Below are 20147 nucleotides of genomic sequence, written 5' to 3'. Positions count from 1 at the left end.
CGTGGTGTTAACGGTGCCGGGTCATGCAAAACCTGTAGGAGTGAGCTCTGCTCGCGATAGCGGTGGGTCTGATCAGTGCAGCATCGACAGCCAAGAAGCCATCGCGAGCAGAGCGCCCTCCCACAGGTTCTGAGGTGTCCCGGCTGTCTCGGCTGACACCGACCCCGTAGCAGTCCGGCTTGCCGGCGGCAGCGCTCTCAAGAAGCCACCGCCGGCAAGCCGGACTGCTACAGAATATTCGCCGCTGTAACCGTAGGAGCGCGCTTGCCCGCGATGGCGGTAGGTCAGCCAATACAGCGCTGGCTGGATTGACGCTTTCGCGAGCAGGGCTCCCTCCCACGGGCCTGATGTCGTTCATAAGACCTGTTACAGGCACAAATCCCGCAGCCTGCCTTACTTGCGGTCCGCAACCACGCCGATCAGCACCAGTACCACCAACAATACCGGCGCCAGGCTGTAGTTGTTGAACTGGCTGAGCCCGCGCACCACCCACGGGGTGGCGTAGATCAGCGCGGCGCCGCTGCCGATGGTGCAGAACAGCGCCATGACCGGTACACGCAAGGCGCCGGCCACGCTGCCCAGACGGCCTTCGATCCAGCCCTTGATGTCCGCGCCGAACAGGATCAGCAGGCAACCCACCAGCGCCAGAGCGATTTCAGACAGATTGCTGCGACTCCAGCGCGAAACGGTGGCCAGCAGGTCAAGTACGAGATCCATTCAGTGTCCTTAGCGTTAAGCCTTAAAGAAGAAAGTACTGCAGCAGGTCATTTAGGAACAATTGACCGCGGGCAGTGGCCACCAGGCGCGCCGGATCGGCCTCCAGCAGGCCGCGTTCTTCGGCCTGTCTGCGCGCACTGGCCAGCGAATCGAGGCTTAGACCCGTGCGTTGCTGAAATAATGCAGCGTCCACGCCTTTTGTCAGGCGCAGGGCGTTCATCAGGAATTCGAACGGCATTTCGTCCAGCGCCAGCAGCTTCTCACCGGCTTGAAACGACTTGGCCGGGTTCAGATAGTCCTTCGGCAGGCGGGTCTTCCAGGTGCGCACGATGCGCCCGTCCGGGTGGCTGAGCTTGCCGTGGGCGCCAGCACCGATGCCGATGAAGTCACCGAAGCTCCAGTAATTGAGGTTGTGCCGGGCCGCGCGTCCGGGTTGGGCGTAGGCCGAGACTTCGTACTGCGCGTAGCCGTTGTCGCGCATCAGCGCCTGACCGGCTTCCTGGATGTCCCAGAGGATGTCGTCTTCGGGCAGCGTCGGCGGCTGGTTCCAGAACACCGTGTTCGGCTCCAGCGTCAGCTGATACCAGGACAGGTGCGTCGGCGCCAGCGCGATGGCCTGACGGAGATCGCCCAAAGCATCGTCCTCGGACTGATCCGGCAGGCCGTGCATCAGGTCGAGGTTGAAGTTGTCGAAGCCGGCCTGCCGCGCCATGTCGGCTGCGCGCACGGCTTCATCGCCGTTGTGGATGCGGCCGAGAGCCTTGAGCTTGGCTTCCTGAAAGCTCTGGATGCCGATGGACAGGCGATTGATGCCCAGCCCGCGATAGGCGCTGAATTTGGCCTGCTCGAACGTGCCAGGGTTGGCTTCCAGGGTGATCTCGATGTCTGAGGCAAAACGGATGCGCTGTTCGACACCCTTGAGCAGCCGGCCCAGCGCATCGGCGCTGAACAGGCTCGGCGTGCCGCCACCGAAAAAGATCGTGCTCAACTCACGGCCATAGACGTGGGGCAGGTCCTGATCAAGGTCGGCCAGCAGCGCGTCGACGTATTCCTGCTCCGGCAGCACCGGGCTTGCGGTGTGGGAGTTGAAATCGCAGTACGGACATTTGCGCACGCACCACGGGATATGAATGTACAGCGACAGCGGCGGCAACTCGGGCAGAGCAGCGCGTGGCTGCTCCGAAGAAAAACCGGCCGCACCGAGAATCAGCGGCCGGGTCTGGGTATCGTTGGTCATTGCAGACCCAGACGCTGACGCAGAATGGCCATGGCGCGGGCGCGATGGCTGATCTGGTTCTTGTCGGCCGGGCTCAGTTCGGCGCTGGAGCAGTCGCGTTCCGGCACCCAGAACAGCGGATCGTAGCCAAAGCCGTGTTCGCCACGAGCGGCGGTGAGCATGCGCCCGTGCCACAGGCCTTCACAGAGGATCGGCAGCGGATCGTCGGCGTGACGCACCAAGGCCAGCACGCAGACGAACTGGGCGCCGCGTTGCGCTTCGGGTACGTCTTTCAGGGCGTCGAGCAGCTTGGCGTTGTTGGCGGCATCGCCCTGGCCGTCGGCGTAGCGGGCGGAATAGATGCCCGGCGCGCCACCGAGAAAGTCCACGGCCAGACCCGAATCGTCGGCCAATGCCGGCAGGCCGGAAATGCGCGAGGCGTTGCGTGCCTTGAGGATGGCGTTCTCGACGAACGACAGGCCGGTTTCTTCAGGCTCCACCTGGCTGAACTCGCCGATGGAGCGCAGTTGTACGCTGCCGCCGAGCATGGCCTGAAGTTCCTTGAGTTTGCCGGCGTTGTGGCTGGCCAGTACGAGCTGGGTGAAATTCATCATTCGTCCGAAAAAATCTGTTGGTTGAAGCTGAGCGTATGGGTTTCGCTGTCAGCCGCCTTGACGTTGACCGTGAAGACGTACGTGGCCGAGGTGTCGGGCTCGACGGCGAACTGGGCGATGTAATTGACCGCGCTGTTTTCGCTGACGGGTCTGAAGGTCAGCGGTTTCTTGCGCCCGGTCAGGTCGGCCACCGAGCCATCGACGCTGGCGGTGACGGTCTTGCCGTCCTTGATCGCGGTGATGTTGATCACCGCCTGGCCCTTGCTGCGGGTCAGGCCGTTCTGTTGTGCGATGGCCGGTTGCAGCAGGCCCGAGGCGAAAGCGTTGTAGTGGATGGTCAGGTCGCCGAACTGTTGCTGCCGGTTGAGACTGGCGCTGTCGGCGGCCTGCGCCGCGTTGCCCAGAGCCAGAACCAGCAGTACCGCAAACACTGCCGTCAGACGCGCCATGATCCTTCTCCCGGTGATAGTGGTCACACGGCGATCTGATGGTCCGAAAGACCCGGGCTGCTGACCCGATAGATGCCGATCTCACCCAACAGATTAGGCCAAAGCTTGCTGGCCCAGCCATGCCGATGTTCGTGATCGACCGCCAGCCGATCAATGACCTTGGCCGAACGCTCGCGGCACAGCTCCTCGAAATCGGTGAAGGTGCAGAAGTGGATGTTCGGCGTGTTGTACCAGGTGTACGGCAGGAACTCGGAAACCGGCATGCGACCTTTGCTCGCCAGGTACCAGCGGCAGCGCCAGTGGCCGAAGTTGGGGAAGGTGATGATGCACTGACGCCCGACCCGCAGCATTTCGTCGAGGATCTTGTCGGGGTAATGCACCGCCTGCAGGGCCTGGGTCATGACCACGATGTCGAAACTGTTGCTGGCGAAGTTGCCCAGGCCCTTGTCCAGGTCCTGCTCGATGACGTTGACGCCACGGGCCACGCAGCGGGCGATGTTGTCGGCGTCGTTTTCCAGGCCGTAGCCGGTGACTTGCTTGTTTTCCTGCAGCCAGGCCAGCAGTTCGCCGTCGCCGCAACCGAGGTCGAGCACGCGGCTGCCTGCCGGTATCCAGTCTTGGATGATTTCCAGGTCGGCTCTCATGGTGTCCTCAGAGTGCAATTCGGTTCATGTAGCTGGAGAACGCCTGCAGGTAGCGCGGGATCGGCATCAGGAAGGCGTCGTGGCCTTGCGGAGCGTCGATCTCCAGGTAGCAGACGTCCTTTTTCGCCGCCATCAGGGCGTCCACCAGCTCCCGCGAGCGGGCCGGCGAGAAACGCCAGTCGGTGGTGAAGGACATCACGCAGAATTTCGCGGTGGCGTTGGCGAAGGTTGCCGCCAGATCGTCGTTGAACGCAGCGGCCGGGTCGAAGTAGTCCAGTGCCTTGGTCATCAGCAGATAGGTGTTGGCGTCGAAGCGTCCGGAGAACTCTTCGCCCTGATAGCGCAGGTAGCTTTCAACCTGGAATTCCACGCTGTGGAAGTCGTAATTGAGCTTCTCGCTTTTCAGGCCACGGCCGAATTTCTCGCCCATCGAGTCATCGGACAGGTAGGTGATGTGGCCGACCATGCGCGCCAGCATCAGGCCGCGTTTGGGGATCACGCCCAGCTCCTGGAACGAACCGCCATGAAATTCCGGGTCGGTGAGGATCGCCTGACGGGCCACTTCGTTGAAGGCGATGTTCTGCGCCGACAATTTGGGCGCCGAAGCAATCGCCAGACAATGGCGCACGCGGTCCGGGTAGGTGATGGTCCATTGCTGGGCCTGCATGCCGCCCAGGCTGCCACCGACCACGGCGGCCCACTGCATGATGCCCAGGCTGTCGGCCAGACGCGCCTGGCTGTGGACCCAGTCCTCGACCGTCAATACCGGGAAGTCGGCGCCGAACGGCTTGCCGGTTTCCGGGTTGATGCTGCTGGGGCCCGTGGAACCGTTGCAACCGCCGAGGTTGTTGAGGCTGACGACGAAGAACCGGTTGGTGTCGATCGGCTTGCCGGGGCCGATGCAGCTGTCCCACCAGCCCGGCTTGCGATCTTCATTGCTGTGATAACCGGCGGCATGGTGGTGCCCCGACAGCGCATGGCAGATCAGCACCGCGTTGCTTTTCGCGGCGTTGAGCTGACCGTAGGTTTCGTAAACGAGGTCATACGCGGCCAGCGAACGACCGCAGGCCAGAGCCAGAGGCTCGCTGAAATGTGCCGTTTGTGGCGTGACCAGACCGACAGAATCTGCGGGAAAAACCGTGGACATCGACCCTGCCCTCGCTGAAATGAGGCGTAAGTCTAAAGATCGCGCGGGGTAGCGGCAACACAGGAAATGGCGGGAGGGAAAGCGGGGTGCTCGATGGCGAATTCATTCGCGGCCCCTGTAGGAGCTGGCTTGTCCTGCGACCGGCGACGAAGTCGTCGTAAACCCTGTGCACGCGGTATGCCCGACACTACCAATGCGTATGGTTTTACGACGGGTTCCCCGCCGGTCGCGGGACAAGCCACGCTCCTACAGAAGTGTGCGTCCCAGAGTGGTCCGATTGATCAGATCAACCGCCACAACACCTGAGGCATGCCCACCGCATTGGCCAGTTCCGGCATCAGGTAAGACTGCAGCACCTGAATCAGCAGGAAGGCGAAGATCGGCGAAATATCCAGGCCGCCGAGGTTGGGGATGATGCGACGGAACGGCGCCAGCACCGGCTCGCTGATCTGCCAGGCCAGTTCGGCGGCAGGGTTGTGCGTGCCCGGCGCGATCCAGGAGACGATCACCATGACGATCATTGCCACCCAGAAAATCTTCAGCAGCAGCGACAGGATGCCCAGCAGCGACCACACCAGAATGTGCGGAATATCGAAGAGGGTGCCGTAGGTCATGATCATCACGAAGCCCATCAGCAGCGCCTGAATGACGATGGCCAGCAGCAGCGACGAGGTGTCCAGCCCGAGGATGCTCGGAATGATCCGGCGGATCGGCTTGAGCAGTGGCTGCGTGGCCTTCACGGTGAACTGGCTGAGCGGGTTGTAGAAGTTGGCTTTGACCAGTTGCAGCACGAAGCGCAGCAGGACGATGGTCAGGTACAGGCTGATCAGCGTCTGGATGACAAAGATCGTCGCGCCGGTGAGTGCATTCATGTAGTGCTCCTTATTTGCCCAGCAGTTCGGCAAGTTCTGCCGAGCGGTGTGCGGCGGCGCCCAGCGCCTTTTCGACGATGGCTTCGAAACCGTCGGCCTGGAACGACTTGATCGCCGCTTCCGTGGTGCCCGCAGGCGAGGTCACGCGGCGACGCAGCTCGGCAGCGTCGACATCGCTGGTGGTCACCATTTGCGCGGCGCCCAGCGCGGTCTGCAGGGTCAGCTTGCTGGCGACGTCCGCCGGCAGGCCAAGCTTCACGCCGGCGGCGGTCATGGCTTCGATCAGCAGGAAGAAATACGCCGGGCCGCTGCCCGAGACGGCGGTGACGGCGTCCAGTTGGGCTTCTGTGTCCAGCCACAGGGCGATGCCCACGGCCGACAGCAGGGTTTCGGCCTGCTGGCGTTGGGTCTGGCTGACATCGGCGGTGGCGTACAGGCCACTGACGCCCTGACGCAGCAGCGCCGGAGTGTTGGGCATGCAGCGCACGATCGGCTGCTCGCCCAGCCAGTTCTGCATGCTGGCGCAGGTAATGCCGGCAGCGATGGACACCACCAGCTGATTCGGCTTGAGGCTTGGCTTGAGCGCTTCGCAGACGGCTTTCATCATCTGTGGCTTGACCGCCAGCAGCACCACGTCGGCACCGTCGATGGCGTCGGCGTTATCGGCGACGACGGTGATGCCGTGCTCTCTGGCGACGCGTTCGCGGGTTTCCGCGCCTGGATCGCTGGCGCGGATCAGGCTGGCGTCGACGCCCTGGGCGCGCAGGCCGCCAATCAGACTGGCCGCCATGTTGCCGGCACCGATAAACGCGATACGAGTGTTGCTCATGAACGAGTTCCTGTAAGCAAGGGTTAGGGCTGCCCGTAATTGCGGGCGCCGAAGAGGGCAGTGCCGATCCGCACCCAGGTGGCGCCTTGTGCGATGGCGGCCTCCAGGTCGTGGCTCATGCCCATGGAAAGCGTATCCAGCGGCAGGTTCAATTGGTCTTGCAGGGTGCGCACGGTGGCGAACGCAGCGTTCTGTTCGGCGCTGTCGTCGGTGGGTTCGGGAATCGCCATCAGGCCGCGCAGTTTCAGGTTGGGCAGTGCCGCGACAGCCTGGGCCAGGGCCGGCAGCTCCTCCGGTGTGCAGCCGGATTTACTGTCTTCGCCGCTGACGTTGACCTGCAGGCAGATGTTCAGCGGCGGCAGGTCGGCGGGGCGTTGCTCTGACAGGCGTTGGGCGATTTTCAGGCGGTCCACGGAATGTACCCAGTCGAAATGCTCGGCGATGGCGCGAGTCTTGTTCGACTGGATGGGGCCGATGAAGTGCCAGATCAAGGGCAGGTCGCTCAGCTCGGTCTGCTTGCCGAGGGCCTCCTGCAGATAGTTTTCGCCGAAATCACGCAGACCGGCGGCATACGCTTCTCGCAGGTCGCTTGCGGGTTTGGTCTTGCTCACGGCCAGCAGGCCGACGGATGCAGGATCGCGTCCTGCTGCGTTTGCCGCGCTGCGAATTCGCTCGGCAAGCGTTGAAATGTTCTCTGCTATCGTGGACATTGGGTTGCGCCAGCAGGCTGAAGTCTGCGGCATTCTATGTGATGAGGAGCTGTATGGATATTACCGAGCTGCTTGCCTTCAGTGCCAAGCAAGGCGCGTCGGACTTACACCTCTCTGCCGGCCTGCCGCCGATGATTCGCGTCGACGGTGACGTGCGACGGATCAATCTGCCGGCGCTGGATCAGAAAGAAGTCCAGGCGCTGATCTACGACATCATGAACGACCGCCAGCGCAAGGACTTCGAAGAAGATCTGGAAACCGACTTCTCCTTCGAAGTGCCGGGTGTTGCACGTTTCCGGGTCAACGCGTTCAACCAGAACCGTGGCGCGGGCGCCGTGTTCCGGACCATTCCGTCGAAGGTCCTGAGCATGGAAGAGCTCGGCATGGGGGAAGTGTTTCGGAAAATTACCGACGTCCCCCGCGGCCTGGTGCTGGTCACCGGACCGACCGGTTCCGGCAAGTCGACAACGCTGGCGGCGATGGTCGATTACCTGAACGCCAACAAGCACCACCACATTCTTACCATTGAAGACCCGATCGAATTCGTTCACGAATCGAAGAAGAGCCTGATCAACCAGCGTGAAGTCCACCGCGACACCCACGGCTTCGCCGAAGCGCTGCGTTCGGCCCTGCGGGAAGACCCGGACGTGATTCTGGTGGGTGAGCTGCGTGACCTGGAAACCATCCGCCTGGCGCTGACTGCCGCGGAAACTGGTCACCTGGTGTTCGGCACCTTGCACACTACCTCGGCGGCGAAAAGTATCGACCGTATCGTTGACGTGTTCCCGGCTCAGGAAAAGTCGATGATCCGTTCGATGCTGTCCGAATCGCTGCACGCGATCGTGTCCCAGGCGCTGTTGAAGAAGATCGGCGGTGGCCGGGTTGCGGCCCACGAAATCATGATCGGCACGTCGGCGATCCGTAACCTGATCCGCGAGGACAAGGTGGCGCAGATGTATTCGGCGATTCAGACCGGTGGCGCGTTGGGGATGCAGACACTGGATATGTGTCTGAAGGACTTGATCAGCAAGGGGCTGATCAGCCGGGAAAGTGCGAGAGAGAAGGCGAAGACGCCGGATAATTTCTGATGGGCTTTACCCTTGTGGGAGCGAATTCATTCGCGATTGGCCGGTATGGTCGATAAATCTCTATCGACCATACCGCCGTATCGCGAATGAATTCGCTCCCACAGGGTTTTCGTTTCCGAGGCAAACCGCCCGATCAACGTTGCGCGATACGCACGCTGCCTTTCTGGTTAGGCGCCTGCTTCGGCAGGACGCGCTTGGCGACCACGTAGTGGCTGTCCCAGTACGGCTTTTTCAGGGTGTCGATGGTCACCGACTTGCCACGACGCGGTGCGTGGACAAAGCGGTCGTCGCCCAGGTAAATGGCGACGTGGTTGACCTTGCGGCTCTTGATGTTGAAGAACAGCAGATCACCCGGTTTCAGATCCTTGCGGTCGACCTTCTGCCCATGGCCTTCGGACATGGCATTGGAGGTGCGCGGCAGATCGACTTCGCTTACGTCGTTGAAGGCGTACTTGACCAGTCCGCTGCAGTCGAAGCCCTTGGTCGGGCTGGTGCCGCCCCAGCGATAGGGCGTACCGATGACTTTCACCGCACGGTTCACCACGTTGCTGCTCTGCTTGGCGCCCATTTGTGCAGGCGCGGCCAGAGCCACGGTGTTTTGCGAAATCTTGCGCGAGCCATGGGCCTTGCCCTTGGTGGCGCGGGTCTTTCTGTTCGAGGTCGCGAGCGGCGTTGCCGTTTCGTCGATGGCCTCTTGAGTGACGTTGTTGCTGGCTACCGTTGCTTCAGCGGTCGTCGAAGAATGACTTTTCGCAGTAAAACCGGTGAAGCTGGCGGGTAGGTGTTGCTCACGATTGGTGGCGTGGGCGGCCAGTGGCATAAAGAGACAAATAGTCAGCCATGTCTTGAAAAATGGACGCATTAGGCAGGGCTCATGTAGGTCAGCGCGCAACTTTATAACAGCTTTTTCCAGATTTCCGAGGCCACTTGTCGAACAATTTACTGCCCCGCAGGTCAGTTCCGATGCGCATATTGTCATCAGGCTGCGGGCGGTTCCTTGTAGAACAATGGGTTACGAGAGCGCTTCGAGGTTCAAACCATACGTCGGACAAAGACACGAAAGTCACAAAAGTTACGCATATTTTTTTCTATTGGTGCAAAAGAGGTAAGCAATGAACACCTATTACCCTGACGATCGACGCCCGGACACCCACAGCAAGATCATGGGGTACCTGCTGTGGATTGTCGGTTTTACCGGTTCTCACCGCTTCTATTACGGCAAGCCGGTGACCGGCACGATCTGGTTTTTCACCCTGGGCCTTTTGGGTATCGGCTGGCTGATCGACCTGTTTCTGATCCCGTCCATGGACCGCGAGGCCGACCTTCGGTTCAACGCCGGCTCCACCGATTACAGCGTGGCGTGGATTCTGCTGACGTTTCTGGGGGTGTTTGGCGTGCACCGGATGTACCAGGGCAAATGGATCACCGGCATTCTTTATCTGCTGACCGGCGGCCTGGCGTTCATCGGTGTGCTGTATGACTTCTGGACGCTTAACGACCAGATTTCGGTGAAGAACGCCCAGCGGCGTTAGAAATACCGCTTTGGAAGGGACCGCGCATTTTTCGTAGGAGTCGGCTTGCTGGCGAACGGGATTTGCCAGTCAGCGCTGACGTACCTGACTTGACGCTTTCGCCAGCAAGCCGGCTCCTACAGGGGCAGTGATGGTTGATCTGTAGCAGTCCGGCCGGCCGCTACAGAGTTGTGAGTGATTACCGAAAGGTCAGCTTATATAGCTGATCCGCCCATCCACGAAGGTGTACTTCACCGCGCCCGGCAGGCAATGGCCGAGGAACGGGCAGTTGTCACCCTTGGACAGCCACTGCTCGCCGGCCACGGTCGAGGCGGCCGGGTCGAACAGCACCAGATCTGCCGCCGCACCAGCTGCCAGTTCGCCGACCGGCAGGCGCAGGGCCGATGCAGGGCCCGAGCTCAGGCGGGCGAGCAGAGTCGGCAGGTCCAGCAGGCCGTCTTCAACCAGGGTCATCGCCAGTGGCAGCAGCAGTTCGACGCTGCTGATACCGGGCTCGGTGGCACCGAACGGCGCCAGCTTGGCGTCGCGTTCGTGGGGCTGGTGGTGGCTGGAGATCGCCTGCACCACGCCGGACTTCACCGCTTCGCGCAGGGCATCGCGGTCGGCGCGGGTGCGCAGCGGTGGCTGCACGTGATAAAGGCTGGAGAAGTCGACCAGCGCCTCGTCGGTGAGGATCAACTGATACAGCGCCACGTCGGCGGTGACCGGCAGGCCGCGAGCTTGTGCCTCGGCGATCAGCGCCACGCCACGGGCGCTGGTCAGCTGGGTGAAGTGCGCGCGCACGCCGCTTTGTTCAACCAGCAGCAGGTCGCGGGCCAGGGCCACGGTTTCGGCAGACTCCGGAATGCCCGGCAGGCCGAGGAATGCTGCAGTTGCACCGTCGTGGGCCAGGCCGCCTTGCGCCAGATCGGCATCCTGCGAGTTGAAGATCACCGTCAGGTCGAAGGTCGCCGCGTATTCCAGCGCCCGCGCCAGGGTGCGGTTACTGCCGAAATTGGTCAGGCCGTTGGTGAACGCCACGCAACCGGCATCGCGCAGGGCGATCAGTTCGGCCAGTTGTTCACCTTCCAGGCCTTTGCTCAGTGCGCCGATCGGAAACACCTTGCTGTGGCCGGCTTCACGGGCGCGGTCGAGGATCAGCTCGGCGACTGCCGAGGTGTCCAGCACCGGCTTGGTCCGTGGCGGGCAGCACAGGCTGGTGACGCCGCCGGACGCCGCCGCGCGGGTTTCGCTGGCGATGCTGCCTTTGCGGCTGTAACCCGGCTCGCGCAGGGACACATTGAGATCGACCAGACCCGGCGCGGCTACCAGGCCTTTGCCGTCGATGGTCTGCGACGGGCTGAAATCGGCCGGGGCGGCGCCCAGGGCGAGAATCTTGCCGGCTTCCAGGTGTACGTCGATGACTTGATCCAGGCCGCTGACCGGGTCGATGACGCGAGCGCCGATGATGCTGAACTTCACTGCGCGTTCTCCTGTTCGAACTGGCGTTGGGCGGTCTGGCCACTCATGGCCATGGACAGCACGGCCATGCGCACGGCGATGCCGTAGGTCACTTGATTGAGGATCACCGAATGGGCGCCGTCGGCCACCGCCGATTCGATTTCCACGCCCCGGTTGATCGGGCCGGGGTGCATGACGATGGCGTCAGGCTTGGCGCCGGCCAGGCGCGCGGTGGTCAGGCCGAACAGGCGGTAGAACTCGCCCTCGCTCGGCAGCAGGCCGCCGGACATGCGCTCGCGCTGCAGGCGCAGCATGATCACTACGTCGACATCCTTCAGGCCCTCGGCCAGATCGGTGTACACCTTCACGCCGTACTGCTCGACGCCAATCGGCAGCAGGGTTTTCGGGGCGACCACGCGGATGTCCGGGCAGCCCAGCGCCTTGAGCGCGATCATGTTCGAGCGTGCCACCCGCGAATGCAGGATGTCGCCGACGATGGCCACCGAGAGGTTCTCGAAATTGCCCTTGTGGCGGCGGATGGTCAGCATGTCGAGCATGCCCTGGGTCGGGTGGGCATGACGGCCGTCGCCGCCGTTGATGATCGCCACCTGCGGGCTGACATGTTCGGCGATGAAATGCGCGGCGCCGGAGTCGGCGTGGCGCACGACGAACATGTCGGCGGCCATGGCTTCCAGGTTGCGCAGGGTGTCGAACAGGGTTTCGCCCTTGCTGGTCGAGGAGGTCGACACGTTCAGGGTGATCACGTCCGCCGACAGTCGTTGTGCCGCCAGTTCAAAGGTGGTGCGGGTCCGCGTCGAGTTTTCGAAGAACACGTTGCACACGGTCTTGCCGCGCAGCAGCGGGACTTTCTTCACCGCCCGGGCGCCGACTTCAAGGAAGGAGTCGGCGGTGTCGAGGATTTCGGTGAGCAGTTCGCGGGGCAAACCGTCGAGCGAAAGGAAATGTTGCAGCTGACCCTGATGGTTCAGCTGCAGCGGGCGCTTGGCGTCGAGAGGCGTCATCGCAAAGGACTCTTAGAGGGCGGCGGAATCGGTGGAGAGGTCTTGCAGTTCAAGCGTCAGCGGCGTCGGGCCGGACAGCTTGACCCGTTCGTTCGGCGCCAGGGCCAGAGTGGCACCGGTCACGTTCGGGCGGATCGGCAGTTCGGCGGCGTCCAGGTCAAGCAGCGAGACCAGGGTCACGCTGGCCGGACGGCCGTAGTCGAACAGTTCGTTGAGGGCGGCGCGGATGGTCCGGCCGCTCATCAGCACGTCGTCGATCAGCACCAGGTGCTGGCCTTCGATTTCGAACGGCAGCTCGGACGGGCGCACTTGCGGGTGCAGGCCGTTCTGGCTGAAGTCGTCGCGGTAGAAGGACACGTCCAGGGTGCCTAGCGGCGACTGGCTGCCCAGTGCGTCGAGCAGCGCCTGGGCCACCCACACGCCGCCGGTACGAATGCCGATGAAGCGGGGTTCGCTGATACCGCGTTTATTCAGGTGCGCTTGCAGATCGATCGCCATCTGGCTGATCAGTTCGGCGGGGTTGGGCAGGCTCATGGTCGCTCCTTGGAGGCCCCGTCGTGCTGACTGCGGCGACGGGACCCAAACTCAGATTCGATGCAGTGTAAAACGCTCAGGTGTCAAACAGTGCGCTGTTGGCTTCCAGCCAGCCTTGCAGCAACAGGGCTGCGGCGATGGCGTCCACCGGGTTGTCGCGGAAGCTGCCGCGCTGACCGCCACGGGACTGGCGCTCGCCCTTGGCTTCAAAGGTGGTCAGGCGTTCGTCATGGGTGTAGACCGGCAGGTTGAAGCGGCCATTGAGCTTGCGCGAGAACTTCTCGGCGCGGGCGCTCATTTCGCTGGGAGTGCCGTCCATGTTCAGCGGCAGGCCAACGACAATGGCGTCGGGCTTCCACTCGTTGATCAGGGCCTGGACCTTGTCCCAGTCCGGCACGCCGTTCTGCGCTTTCAAGGTACACAGCTCGCGGGCCTGGCCGGTAATGACCTGACCCACGGCCACGCCGATCTGTTTGGTGCCGTAATCGAAACCCAGCAGCAGACGCAATGCGGCCATCAGGCGTGGCCCGCCTGGCTGGTCAGCAGATTCAGATTGATGCCGAGCTTGGCGGCGGCGGCGTCGAGGCGCAGTTCGCTGTCGATCTCGAACAGAATGGCCGGATCGAATGCGCAGGTCAGCCAGGCGTTGTTGGCTAACTCGTCTTCCAACTGGCCGGCATCCCAACCGGCATAGCCGAGGGTGATCAGATTTTGATCAGGGCCATAGCCGTCGGCGATAGAAAACAGCACGTCCTGGGACGTCGACAGAGAAATGCCGCCCAGATTGACCGTGGCCTGGAACACCGGACCGCTCGGGTGCAGGACGAAACCGCGATCGGTCTGTACCGGCCCGCCGACATGGATAGGAATGTGCTGGCAGCGTGCCGGCGGTTCCATTTCCGGTCGCAACTGCTCAAGGATGTCGGCCAGCGACAGGCTTTGGGGGCGGTTGATCACCAGACCCATCGCACCATTGGCGTTGTGCTCGACGATGTAGGTCAAGGTCTGGGCGAAGTTCTGATCATGCATGTGTGGCATGGCGATCAGAAATTGATTCGTGAGGTACGACGGGGTGACGTTTTTCATGAGCCCTAGTGTGGCGCCGCAGGGCTGTTGTGACAACAGCAGGATTTGCTCTCAACGCAAATTCCGTAGGGCTGCGCGTCCTGTAGGAGCTGGCTTGTCCTGCGAGCGGCGGGGAACCCGTCGTAAAACCTGACGACCGTGTACTCCTGACACACCGCACTCGCTGGTTTTACGACGACTGCGTCGCCGCTCGCAGGACAAGCCAGCTCCTACAAGAGGGCGTACCGATCAGTTACTGGACAGCTTGTCGCCCTTGGCGAATTTCCAGGTGCGGATGATTTCCAGGCGGTCGATGTCCGACAGGTCGCCGGTGAACGGCGCGAACGGTGCCGCCAGCCGGACGATCTTCTGCGCGGCCTGATCCAGCAACGGCTGGCCGGACGACTCCAGAATCAGCACTTCATATAAAGAGCCGTCGCGGTTGATCGACACCATCATCCGCAGGCTGCCGTAAATCTGCTGGCGGCGGGCTTCTTCGGGGTAATTGAGGTTGCCGATGCGCTCGATCTTCTTGCGCCAGTCTTCTTTATACCAGGCGCCCTTGTCGCGCATGGTCGAGGCCGCGCTCAGGCGATGGATCTTCGGCCGCTTGGCATAGGCCTGCTGCTCGTCGGCAAGTTCGGCTTCGAGGCTGGCGATTTCACTGTTGAGCTGGGTGCTGTCGAAGGTCGGCGCGGCTTTCTTCGGCTCTTCGGTCTTGACTTCGTCGCGTTTGGCGACGGTCTTTTCCTTGGCTGGCGCCTTGGTGGCAACGGCGGTCTTCGGTGCCTCCTGCTTGACCACCGGTTTGGCGGCAGGCGGTGGCGTCACCTTGTTGATCTGGGTGTCCTGGTAGGGCGCGATTTCCGTGGTCTTCGGCACGGCCTTCTTGTCCAGGGTGCCGCTGCCTTGCTGGTTTTCCTGGGCGAGGAAGTCAGCGTCCTTGGGCCGGGTGTCGCTCTTGAACGGGGCGAGGGTGATTTCCAGCGTCTGGCTGATCTTTTCCGGTTTCACGTAGGTGAAGCCGACACCCAGAATCAACGCCAGGTGCACCAGGGCTGCGATCAGCAGGGTAAAACCCAGGCGATCGGCCGGGCGCACGACGGTGCGAGTCAGGGCCATGGGAAGATCTCGGTCGACCGCAGCGTTCATCGACGCCGCGCCGCAACAAGTGCCAGCATTACGCAACCCACCTCAGGGGAATTTCAGGCCGCGCATGATAACGCAATGTCGGCAGGTTCTTGGGCTTTGATGTGCATGGGCCGATTAGTGGGCGCAAAACAGCACGCGGTCTCTGTAGGAGCTGGCTTGTCCTGCGACCGGCGACGGAGTCGTCGTAAAATCAGCCGACGCGATGTGTCAGACATGCATCGTCGTCAGGTTTTACGACGGGTTCCCCGCCGGTCGCAGGACAAGCCAGCTCCTACAGCTGTTAATCGCGCAGAGCCAGCTTCTGCTCGATCGCATCCATCAGCATGCCGCCGATATCGGTGCCGAAGGCATTGTCGATTTCGCGGATGCAGGTCGGGCTGGTGACGTTGATTTCGGTCAGGTGCTCGCCGATCACGTCGAGGCCGACGAACAGCAGGCCTTTCTCCCGCAGGGTCGGGCCGATTTCGGCGGCGATCCAGCGGTCGCGGTCGGTCAGCGGGCGGGCTTCGCCTCGGCCACCGGCCGCCAGGTTGCCACGGGTTTCACCGGCAGCAGGGATGCGCGCCAGGCAGTACGGCACCGGTTCGCCATCGATCATCAGGATGCGCTTGTCGCCGTCCTTGATCGCCGGCAAATAAGCCTGCGCCATGATCTGGTGCGCGCCGTTGACGGTCAGGGTTTCCAGAATCACCGACAGGTTCGGGTCTTCGGCGCGATGACGGAAGATCGAAGTGCCACCCATGCCGTCCAGCGGCTTGTAGATCACATCGCCATGTTCGGCGGCGAAAGCGCGCAGAATGTCCGAGCGACGGCTGACCAGGGTCGGCGGGGTGCAGTGCGGGAACAGGGTGGCGAACAGCTTCTCGTTGCAATCGCGCAGGCTCTGCGGCTTGTTGACGATCAGCGTGCCGGCGCGTTCGGCCTGCTCCAACAGATAAGTGGTGTAGATGAAATCCATGTCGAACGGCGGATCCTTGCGCATCAGGATCACGTCGAGGTCGTCCAGACCGCTGTCGATTTCGTCTTGGAACTCGAACCAGTGCGCCGGGTCGGCGAACACTTTCAGCGGTTTCATGCGGGCGCGGGCCTGACCCTTGGCCTGGTACAGATCCTGCTGTTCCATATAGAACAGCGACCATCCGCGTTTCTGTGCGGCAAGGAGCATGGCCAGTGAGCTGTCCTTTTTATAGGAGATGCGCTCAATGGGGTCCATGACAATTCCCAGGCGAACGCTCATGGGCAGTATCCTCTGTCGGTAATGGCCGCTCGCGGCCTGAAATAGGCGTCAGGGTGGCGCCGCGCTTGCTCCGGGTCAAGGGGCAGAGGTGGCTGCCCGCTGCCTTTTTTGGTTTATGGATTGCGTCTGGAGAGTGTGCTAAAAAGGCTCGGCATCTGGCGACATGCCAGTTGTCATACACCCCTCCAGATGCAGGGTCAGCAGTCTCAACAGCGCCAGGCGAAGAAACCCGTCTGAATCGCCAGGGCGATGGTAGAGCCGATATGGAACAGCATTCAGCCCCATTGAAAGTGATGGTCATCGACGATTCCCGCACGATTCGTCGCACCGCCGAGACGTTGCTGAAAAACGTCGGCTGTGAAGTGATCACCGCGATCGACGGCTTCGACGCACTGGCCAAGATTGCCGACAATCATCCGAGAATCATCTTTGTCGACATCATGATGCCCAGGCTGGACGGGTATCAGACCTGTGCGTTGATCAAGAACAATCGGGCATTCAAGGCCACCCCGGTGATCATGCTGTCCTCGCGGGACGGACTGTTCGACAAGGCCAAGGGGCGTATCGTCGGTTCCGATCAGTTTTTGACCAAGCCGTTCAGCAAGGAAGAACTGCTCAGTGCGATCAAGGCGCATGTGCCGGGGTTCGTTGCAGTAGAACAACAACTATCGTGATGCCGACGCCCTCTGCGGGGCGCGGCTGTTTGTATGGGGAAGCACCATGGCTCGAATTCTGATCGTCGATGATTCGCCGACCGAAATGTACAAACTGACCGGGATGCTGGAAAAACACGGCCATCAGGTGCTCAAGGCGGAAAACGGTGCGGACGGCGTGGCTCTGGCCCGCCAGGAAAAGCCCGACGCCGTGCTGATGGACATCGTCATGCCGGGCCTCAACGGCTTTCAGGCGACCCGCCAGCTGACCAAGGATGCCGACACCAACATGATCCCGGTGATCATGATCACCACCAAGGATCAGGAAACCGACAAGGTCTGGGGCAAACGCCAGGGCGCGCGGGATTACCTGACCAAGCCGGTGGATGAAGAAACCCTCATGAAAACCCTGAACGCGGTTCTGGCGGGCTGACGGCCGCCAGCGTTCATGGCTCAGTCGCAGACCGCCTTCCAGCTGCTGCTCGACATCGACCAGCGTTGCCGCTCGCTGGCTGCCGGCCTGCCCCTGCAGGAAACCCGGCAGCAGGGCTGGAGCGGCATCGGCTTTCGCATGGGCGAGCGCTTTTACGTGGCGCCGATGGGCGAGGTCGACGAAATTCTCCACGAACCGCGCTACACGCCGCTGCCAGGGGTGAAACCCTGGGTCAAGGGTATCGCCAACCTGCGCGGTCGCTTGCTGCCGATCATGGATCTGTATGCGTTCTTCGGCCATGAGCTGTCGCCCTTGCGCAAACAGCGTCGGGTGCTGGTGGTCGATGATCAGGAGGTGTTCGTCGGCCTGCTGGTCGATGAAGTGTCCGGCATGCAGCATTTCAGCGAGCGCAGCCTGATGGCCGAGCCGTCCGGTGACAGCGAAACCAACATCGCGCCCTACGTGCAGGGCCGGTTCGTGCGCGAGCAGGTCTGGCGGGTGTTCAGCCCGCGGGCGCTGGTGCAGTCGCCGGGTTTCATGGATGTGGCGCTGTGATTCACCATTCTGTGATGCACCGTCCTGTGGGAGCGAATTCATTCGCGAATCGTCCGTACAGCCGACAAAAATGTATCGCCCGGACTACCGATTCGCGAATGAATTCGCTCCCACAGTTCAGAATCCCGGATATTCGGCTGTCCAGCGCAACCCGATCTTCAGGCGGAGCCCTGAGAAATGAGTAATACCGGCAAGTCCCAGGAAGGCCTGCGCAGCCGTTCGCAGATCATTTCGCTGTTCGTCGGCCTGATCGTTCTGATCATGCTGCTGTTCGTCAACTTCGCGTACCTGAGTACGCAGTCCAACTACGACAAGCAATACATCGGTCACGCCGGCGAGCTGCGCGTGCTGTCCCAGCGTATCGCCAAGAACGCCACCGAAGCGGCGGCGGGCAAGGCGGCGGCCTTCAAGTTGCTCGCCGATGCGCGCAACGATTTCGACACCCGCTGGCAGTACCTGAAGAAGGGCGACAAGAACACCGGCCTGCCCGCCGCGCCCGACGCGGTCAACGACGAACTGAAAGCGGTGCAGAACGACTGGGAAAATCTGCGAAAAAGCACCGATGTCATCCTCGCTCGCGAGCAAACCGTGCTCTCGCTGCACCAGGTGGCGGCGACCCTGGCCGAAACCATCCCGCAATTGCAGATCGAGTCGGAAAAAGTCGTCGACATCCTCTTGCAGAACCACGCGCCGGCCAGTCAGGTCGCGCTCGCCCAGCGTCAGTCGTTGCTGGCGGAGCGGATTCTTGGCGCGGTCAATACCGTGCTGTCCGGCGATGAAACCGCCGTGCAGGCCGCCGACGCCTTTGGCCGCGATGCCACCCAGTTCGGTCGGGTGCTCAACGGCATGCTGGAAGGCAACGCCACGCTGAAAATCACCCAGGTCGACGACCGTGATGCCCGCGCCCGTCTCAGCGAGATTGCCGAGCTGTTCCAGTTCGTGTCGGGATCGGTAGACGAAATTCTGGAAACGTCGCCGGAATTGCTGGAAGTACGCGAGGCGGCCGGGAATATCTTCAACCTCTCGCAGACCCTGCTCGATGAAGCGTCGGTGCTGGCCAACAGCTTTGAGCACATGGCCGGTGGCCGCGCCACCAATAGCTATGGCGGCTACATCCTCGGCCTGCTGGCGCTGGCGTCGATCATCCTGATCGGCCTGGTGATGGTGCGTGAAACCAACCGCCAGCTGCGCGAGACCGCCGAGAAGAACGAACGCAACCAGACTGCGATCATGCGCCTGCTCGATGAGATCGAAGACCTGGCCGACGGCGACCTGACCGTGGCCGCCTCGGTGACCGAAGACTTCACCGGGGCAATTGCCGACTCGATCAACTACTCGATCGACCAGTTGCGCGAGCTGGTGGCAACCATCAACCTGACTGCCGAGCAGGTGTTCGGTGCGGTGAAGGACACCCAGACCACCGCGACCCAACTGGCCGCGGCCTCCGAGCACCAGGCCCTGCAGATCGCCGCCGCGTCCAATGCGGTGAACGATATGTCGAAATCGGTCAGGCAAGTGTCGGCCAATGCCTCGGAATCGGTGGCCGTGGCCGGGCGTTCCGTGGCCATCGCCAACAAGGGCAACGAAGTGGTGCACAACACCATCAACGGCATGGACAACATTCGTGAGCAGATTCAGGACACGTCCAAGCGGATCAAGCGCCTGGGCGAGTCATCCCAGGAAATTGGCGACATTGTCAGCTTGATCGACGACATTGCCGATCAGACCAATATTCTGGCCCTGAACGCGGCGATTCAGGCGTCCATGGCCGGTGATGCCGGGCGCGGCTTTGCCGTGGTGGCCGATGAAGTGCAGCGGCTGGCCGAGCGTTCGTCGTCGGCGACCAAACAGATCGAGACGCTGGTGCGGGCGATTCAGAACGACACCAACGAAGCCGTCATCTCCATGGAGCAGACTACCGCCGAGGTGGTGCGTGGCGCCCGATTGGCGCAGGATGCCGGGGTGGCCCTAGAAGAAATTGAAGGTGTTTCGCGCACCCTCGCCGGGCTGATCGAAAGCATTACCGGGGCGGCGCAGCAGCAGGCGGCGTTGGGGCAGCAGATCTCCGCGACCATGACGGTGATACAGCAGACCACCACGCAGACCACTTCCGGCACGGCGGCAACGGCACAGAGCATGGGCAACCTGGCCAAGATGGCCAGCGAGATGCGCCGCTCGGTGTCCGGTTTCAAATTGCCGGACTCGCGGGAACAGCATTGATCGTCGCGGCCGGAGGCA

23 protein-coding genes are annotated in these 20147 nt (G+C 62.1%); 6 read left to right on the top strand and 17 right to left on the bottom strand.

From position 1 onward, the window contains the following. Positions 1 to 393: 393 nt before the first annotated feature. The 9 genes from ACIPL0_RS21860 to ACIPL0_RS21820 form a co-directional block, all read right to left on the bottom strand. Positions 394 to 717: a DUF3392 domain-containing protein gene (locus ACIPL0_RS21860; protein ID WP_400599381.1), complete on the bottom strand. Its 324-nt coding sequence runs from the start codon at positions 715 to 717 to the stop codon at positions 394 to 396. A 22-nt stretch (positions 718 to 739) separates the two neighbouring features. Continuing rightward, positions 740 to 1954: a radical SAM family heme chaperone HemW gene (gene hemW / locus ACIPL0_RS21855; RefSeq protein ID WP_400599382.1), complete on the bottom strand. Its 1215-nt coding sequence runs from the start codon at positions 1952 to 1954 to the stop codon at positions 740 to 742. Further along, a complete protein-coding gene (rdgB, locus tag ACIPL0_RS21850; RefSeq protein ID WP_400599383.1) occupies positions 1951 to 2547 on the bottom strand; it encodes an RdgB/HAM1 family non-canonical purine NTP pyrophosphatase in 597 nt (198 codons plus the stop codon). Before rdgB ends, hemW begins: the two co-directional genes overlap by 4 nt. Beyond that, complete coding sequence (locus ACIPL0_RS21845; protein ID WP_400599384.1) at positions 2544 to 2996, bottom strand: DUF4426 domain-containing protein; 453 nt, start codon at positions 2994 to 2996, stop codon at positions 2544 to 2546. The genes rdgB and ACIPL0_RS21845 overlap by 4 nt, the downstream gene beginning before the upstream one ends. A 23-nt stretch (positions 2997 to 3019) precedes the next feature. Then, positions 3020 to 3640 (bottom strand): methionine biosynthesis protein MetW, encoded by a 621-nt coding sequence (metW, locus tag ACIPL0_RS21840; RefSeq protein ID WP_400599385.1) that lies wholly within the window; start codon positions 3638 to 3640, stop codon positions 3020 to 3022. A gap of 7 nt (positions 3641 to 3647) precedes the next feature. Continuing rightward, complete coding sequence (locus tag ACIPL0_RS21835; protein ID WP_400599386.1) at positions 3648 to 4787, bottom strand: homoserine O-acetyltransferase; 1140 nt, start codon at positions 4785 to 4787, stop codon at positions 3648 to 3650. Positions 4788 to 5068: 281 nt separating this feature from the next. Continuing rightward, the gene (locus ACIPL0_RS21830) at positions 5069 to 5659 is read right to left on the bottom strand and encodes a YggT family protein (RefSeq protein WP_400599387.1); all 591 of its coding nucleotides are present in this window, start codon (positions 5657 to 5659) and stop codon (positions 5069 to 5071) included. Positions 5660 to 5669: 10 nt separating this feature from the next. Further along, a complete protein-coding gene (gene proC, locus ACIPL0_RS21825; RefSeq protein ID WP_400599389.1) occupies positions 5670 to 6488 on the bottom strand; it encodes a pyrroline-5-carboxylate reductase in 819 nt (272 codons plus the stop codon). A gap of 23 nt (positions 6489 to 6511) precedes the next feature. Next, a complete protein-coding gene (locus tag ACIPL0_RS21820) occupies positions 6512 to 7198 on the bottom strand; it encodes a YggS family pyridoxal phosphate-dependent enzyme (protein ID WP_400599390.1) in 687 nt (228 codons plus the stop codon). Between the two features lie 53 nt (positions 7199 to 7251). Here ACIPL0_RS21820 and ACIPL0_RS21815 point away from each other — a divergent pair, with 53 nt between their 5' ends. Beyond that, a complete protein-coding gene (locus ACIPL0_RS21815) occupies positions 7252 to 8286 on the top strand; it encodes a type IV pilus twitching motility protein PilT (protein ID WP_400599391.1) in 1035 nt (344 codons plus the stop codon). Between the two features lie 133 nt (positions 8287 to 8419). Here ACIPL0_RS21815 and ACIPL0_RS21810 read toward each other — a convergent pair whose 3' ends face one another. Next, on the bottom strand, positions 8420 to 9148 hold the full coding sequence (locus tag ACIPL0_RS21810; RefSeq protein WP_400599392.1) for a C40 family peptidase: 729 nt from the start codon (positions 9146 to 9148) through the stop codon (positions 8420 to 8422). Positions 9149 to 9398: 250 nt separating this feature from the next. On the opposite strand from ACIPL0_RS21810, the gene ACIPL0_RS21805 reads away from it, so the two are divergent. Then, the gene (locus ACIPL0_RS21805) at positions 9399 to 9818 is read left to right on the top strand and encodes an NINE protein (RefSeq protein ID WP_400599393.1); all 420 of its coding nucleotides are present in this window, start codon (positions 9399 to 9401) and stop codon (positions 9816 to 9818) included. 189 nt (positions 9819 to 10007) lie between these two features. On the opposite strand, the gene ACIPL0_RS21800 is transcribed toward ACIPL0_RS21805, so the two are convergent. The 7 genes from ACIPL0_RS21800 to gshB form a co-directional block, all read right to left on the bottom strand. Further along, entirely contained in the window at positions 10008 to 11279 is a 1272-nt protein-coding gene (locus tag ACIPL0_RS21800; RefSeq protein WP_400599394.1) for a dihydroorotase, read from the bottom strand. Next, complete coding sequence (locus ACIPL0_RS21795; protein ID WP_400599395.1) at positions 11276 to 12280, bottom strand: aspartate carbamoyltransferase catalytic subunit; 1005 nt, start codon at positions 12278 to 12280, stop codon at positions 11276 to 11278. The genes ACIPL0_RS21800 and ACIPL0_RS21795 overlap by 4 nt, the downstream gene beginning before the upstream one ends. Positions 12281 to 12292: 12 nt before the next feature. Then, positions 12293 to 12814, bottom strand: coding sequence for a bifunctional pyr operon transcriptional regulator/uracil phosphoribosyltransferase PyrR (gene pyrR, locus ACIPL0_RS21790; protein WP_400599396.1), 522 nt, complete (start codon positions 12812 to 12814; stop codon positions 12293 to 12295). Positions 12815 to 12890: 76 nt separating this feature from the next. Beyond that, positions 12891 to 13331 carry a Holliday junction resolvase RuvX gene (ruvX, locus tag ACIPL0_RS21785; RefSeq protein ID WP_400599397.1) on the bottom strand — a complete coding sequence of 147 codons (441 nt, stop codon included), beginning with the start codon at positions 13329 to 13331 and terminating at the stop codon, positions 12891 to 12893. Next, entirely contained in the window at positions 13331 to 13900 is a 570-nt protein-coding gene (locus ACIPL0_RS21780) for a YqgE/AlgH family protein (protein WP_400599398.1), read from the bottom strand. The genes ruvX and ACIPL0_RS21780 overlap by 1 nt, the downstream gene beginning before the upstream one ends. Positions 13901 to 14128: 228 nt before the next feature. Next, on the bottom strand, positions 14129 to 15031 hold the full coding sequence (locus tag ACIPL0_RS21775) for a TonB family protein (RefSeq protein ID WP_400599399.1): 903 nt from the start codon (positions 15029 to 15031) through the stop codon (positions 14129 to 14131). Positions 15032 to 15311: 280 nt separating this feature from the next. Beyond that, positions 15312 to 16268: a glutathione synthase gene (gene gshB / locus ACIPL0_RS21770; protein ID WP_400599400.1), complete on the bottom strand. Its 957-nt coding sequence runs from the start codon at positions 16266 to 16268 to the stop codon at positions 15312 to 15314. Positions 16269 to 16531: 263 nt separating this feature from the next. Here gshB and pilG point away from each other — a divergent pair, with 263 nt between their 5' ends. The 4 genes from pilG to ACIPL0_RS21750 all read left to right on the top strand — a co-directional run bounded on the left by pilG (position 16532) and on the right by ACIPL0_RS21750 (position 20129). Beyond that, on the top strand, positions 16532 to 16942 hold the full coding sequence (gene pilG, locus ACIPL0_RS21765) for a twitching motility response regulator PilG (RefSeq protein WP_400599401.1): 411 nt from the start codon (positions 16532 to 16534) through the stop codon (positions 16940 to 16942). A 46-nt stretch (positions 16943 to 16988) separates the two neighbouring features. Further along, a complete protein-coding gene (gene pilH / locus ACIPL0_RS21760) occupies positions 16989 to 17354 on the top strand; it encodes a twitching motility response regulator PilH (protein WP_093468272.1) in 366 nt (121 codons plus the stop codon). A gap of 15 nt (positions 17355 to 17369) precedes the next feature. Continuing rightward, positions 17370 to 17909 carry a chemotaxis protein CheW gene (locus ACIPL0_RS21755; RefSeq protein WP_400599402.1) on the top strand — a complete coding sequence of 180 codons (540 nt, stop codon included), beginning with the start codon at positions 17370 to 17372 and terminating at the stop codon, positions 17907 to 17909. 177 nt (positions 17910 to 18086) lie between these two features. Beyond that, positions 18087 to 20129 carry a methyl-accepting chemotaxis protein gene (locus tag ACIPL0_RS21750; protein WP_400599403.1) on the top strand — a complete coding sequence of 681 codons (2043 nt, stop codon included), beginning with the start codon at positions 18087 to 18089 and terminating at the stop codon, positions 20127 to 20129. Positions 20130 to 20147: the final 18 nt, after the last annotated feature.

Origin of the sequence: Pseudomonas sp. NPDC090208 (genome assembly GCF_044746785.1) — a bacterium.
Taxonomy (GTDB): Bacteria; Pseudomonadota; Gammaproteobacteria; order Pseudomonadales; family Pseudomonadaceae; genus Aquipseudomonas.
Note: the sequence above shows the minus strand (reverse complement) of the source record. Positions and strands in the feature narration are given on the sequence as shown.

Excerpts from the sequence above, each read along its gene's own strand:
- ACIPL0_RS21780 (WP_400599398.1), bottom strand. The coding sequence starts at position 13,900 with ATGAAAAACGTCACCCCGTCGTACCTCACGAATCAATTTCTGATCGCC.
- ACIPL0_RS21750 (WP_400599403.1), top strand. The coding sequence starts at position 18,087 with ATGAGTAATACCGGCAAGTCCCAGGAAGGCCTGCGCAGCCGTTCGCAG.
- ACIPL0_RS21810 (WP_400599392.1), bottom strand. The coding sequence starts at position 9,148 with ATGCGTCCATTTTTCAAGACATGGCTGACTATTTGTCTCTTTATGCCA.
- rdgB (WP_400599383.1), bottom strand. The coding sequence starts at position 2,547 with ATGATGAATTTCACCCAGCTCGTACTGGCCAGCCACAACGCCGGCAAA.
- ACIPL0_RS21860 (WP_400599381.1), bottom strand. The coding sequence starts at position 717 with ATGGATCTCGTACTTGACCTGCTGGCCACCGTTTCGCGCTGGAGTCGC.
- metW (WP_400599385.1), bottom strand. The coding sequence starts at position 3,640 with ATGAGAGCCGACCTGGAAATCATCCAAGACTGGATACCGGCAGGCAGC.
- ACIPL0_RS21845 (WP_400599384.1), bottom strand. The coding sequence starts at position 2,996 with ATGGCGCGTCTGACGGCAGTGTTTGCGGTACTGCTGGTTCTGGCTCTG.
- ACIPL0_RS21820 (WP_400599390.1), bottom strand. The coding sequence starts at position 7,198 with ATGTCCACGATAGCAGAGAACATTTCAACGCTTGCCGAGCGAATTCGC.
- hemW (WP_400599382.1), bottom strand. The coding sequence starts at position 1,954 with ATGACCAACGATACCCAGACCCGGCCGCTGATTCTCGGTGCGGCCGGT.
- ACIPL0_RS21830 (WP_400599387.1), bottom strand. The coding sequence starts at position 5,659 with ATGAATGCACTCACCGGCGCGACGATCTTTGTCATCCAGACGCTGATC.
- pilG (WP_400599401.1), top strand. The coding sequence starts at position 16,532 with ATGGAACAGCATTCAGCCCCATTGAAAGTGATGGTCATCGACGATTCC.
- ACIPL0_RS21815 (WP_400599391.1), top strand. The coding sequence starts at position 7,252 with ATGGATATTACCGAGCTGCTTGCCTTCAGTGCCAAGCAAGGCGCGTCG.
- ACIPL0_RS21835 (WP_400599386.1), bottom strand. The coding sequence starts at position 4,787 with ATGTCCACGGTTTTTCCCGCAGATTCTGTCGGTCTGGTCACGCCACAA.
- proC (WP_400599389.1), bottom strand. The coding sequence starts at position 6,488 with ATGAGCAACACTCGTATCGCGTTTATCGGTGCCGGCAACATGGCGGCC.
- ACIPL0_RS21805 (WP_400599393.1), top strand. The coding sequence starts at position 9,399 with ATGAACACCTATTACCCTGACGATCGACGCCCGGACACCCACAGCAAG.
- ACIPL0_RS21795 (WP_400599395.1), bottom strand. The coding sequence starts at position 12,280 with ATGACGCCTCTCGACGCCAAGCGCCCGCTGCAGCTGAACCATCAGGGT.
- ACIPL0_RS21755 (WP_400599402.1), top strand. The coding sequence starts at position 17,370 with ATGGCTCAGTCGCAGACCGCCTTCCAGCTGCTGCTCGACATCGACCAG.
- gshB (WP_400599400.1), bottom strand. The coding sequence starts at position 16,268 with ATGAGCGTTCGCCTGGGAATTGTCATGGACCCCATTGAGCGCATCTCC.
- ruvX (WP_400599397.1), bottom strand. The coding sequence starts at position 13,331 with ATGGCCGCATTGCGTCTGCTGCTGGGTTTCGATTACGGCACCAAACAG.
- ACIPL0_RS21775 (WP_400599399.1), bottom strand. The coding sequence starts at position 15,031 with ATGAACGCTGCGGTCGACCGAGATCTTCCCATGGCCCTGACTCGCACC.
- pilH (WP_093468272.1), top strand. The coding sequence starts at position 16,989 with ATGGCTCGAATTCTGATCGTCGATGATTCGCCGACCGAAATGTACAAA.
- pyrR (WP_400599396.1), bottom strand. The coding sequence starts at position 12,814 with ATGAGCCTGCCCAACCCCGCCGAACTGATCAGCCAGATGGCGATCGAT.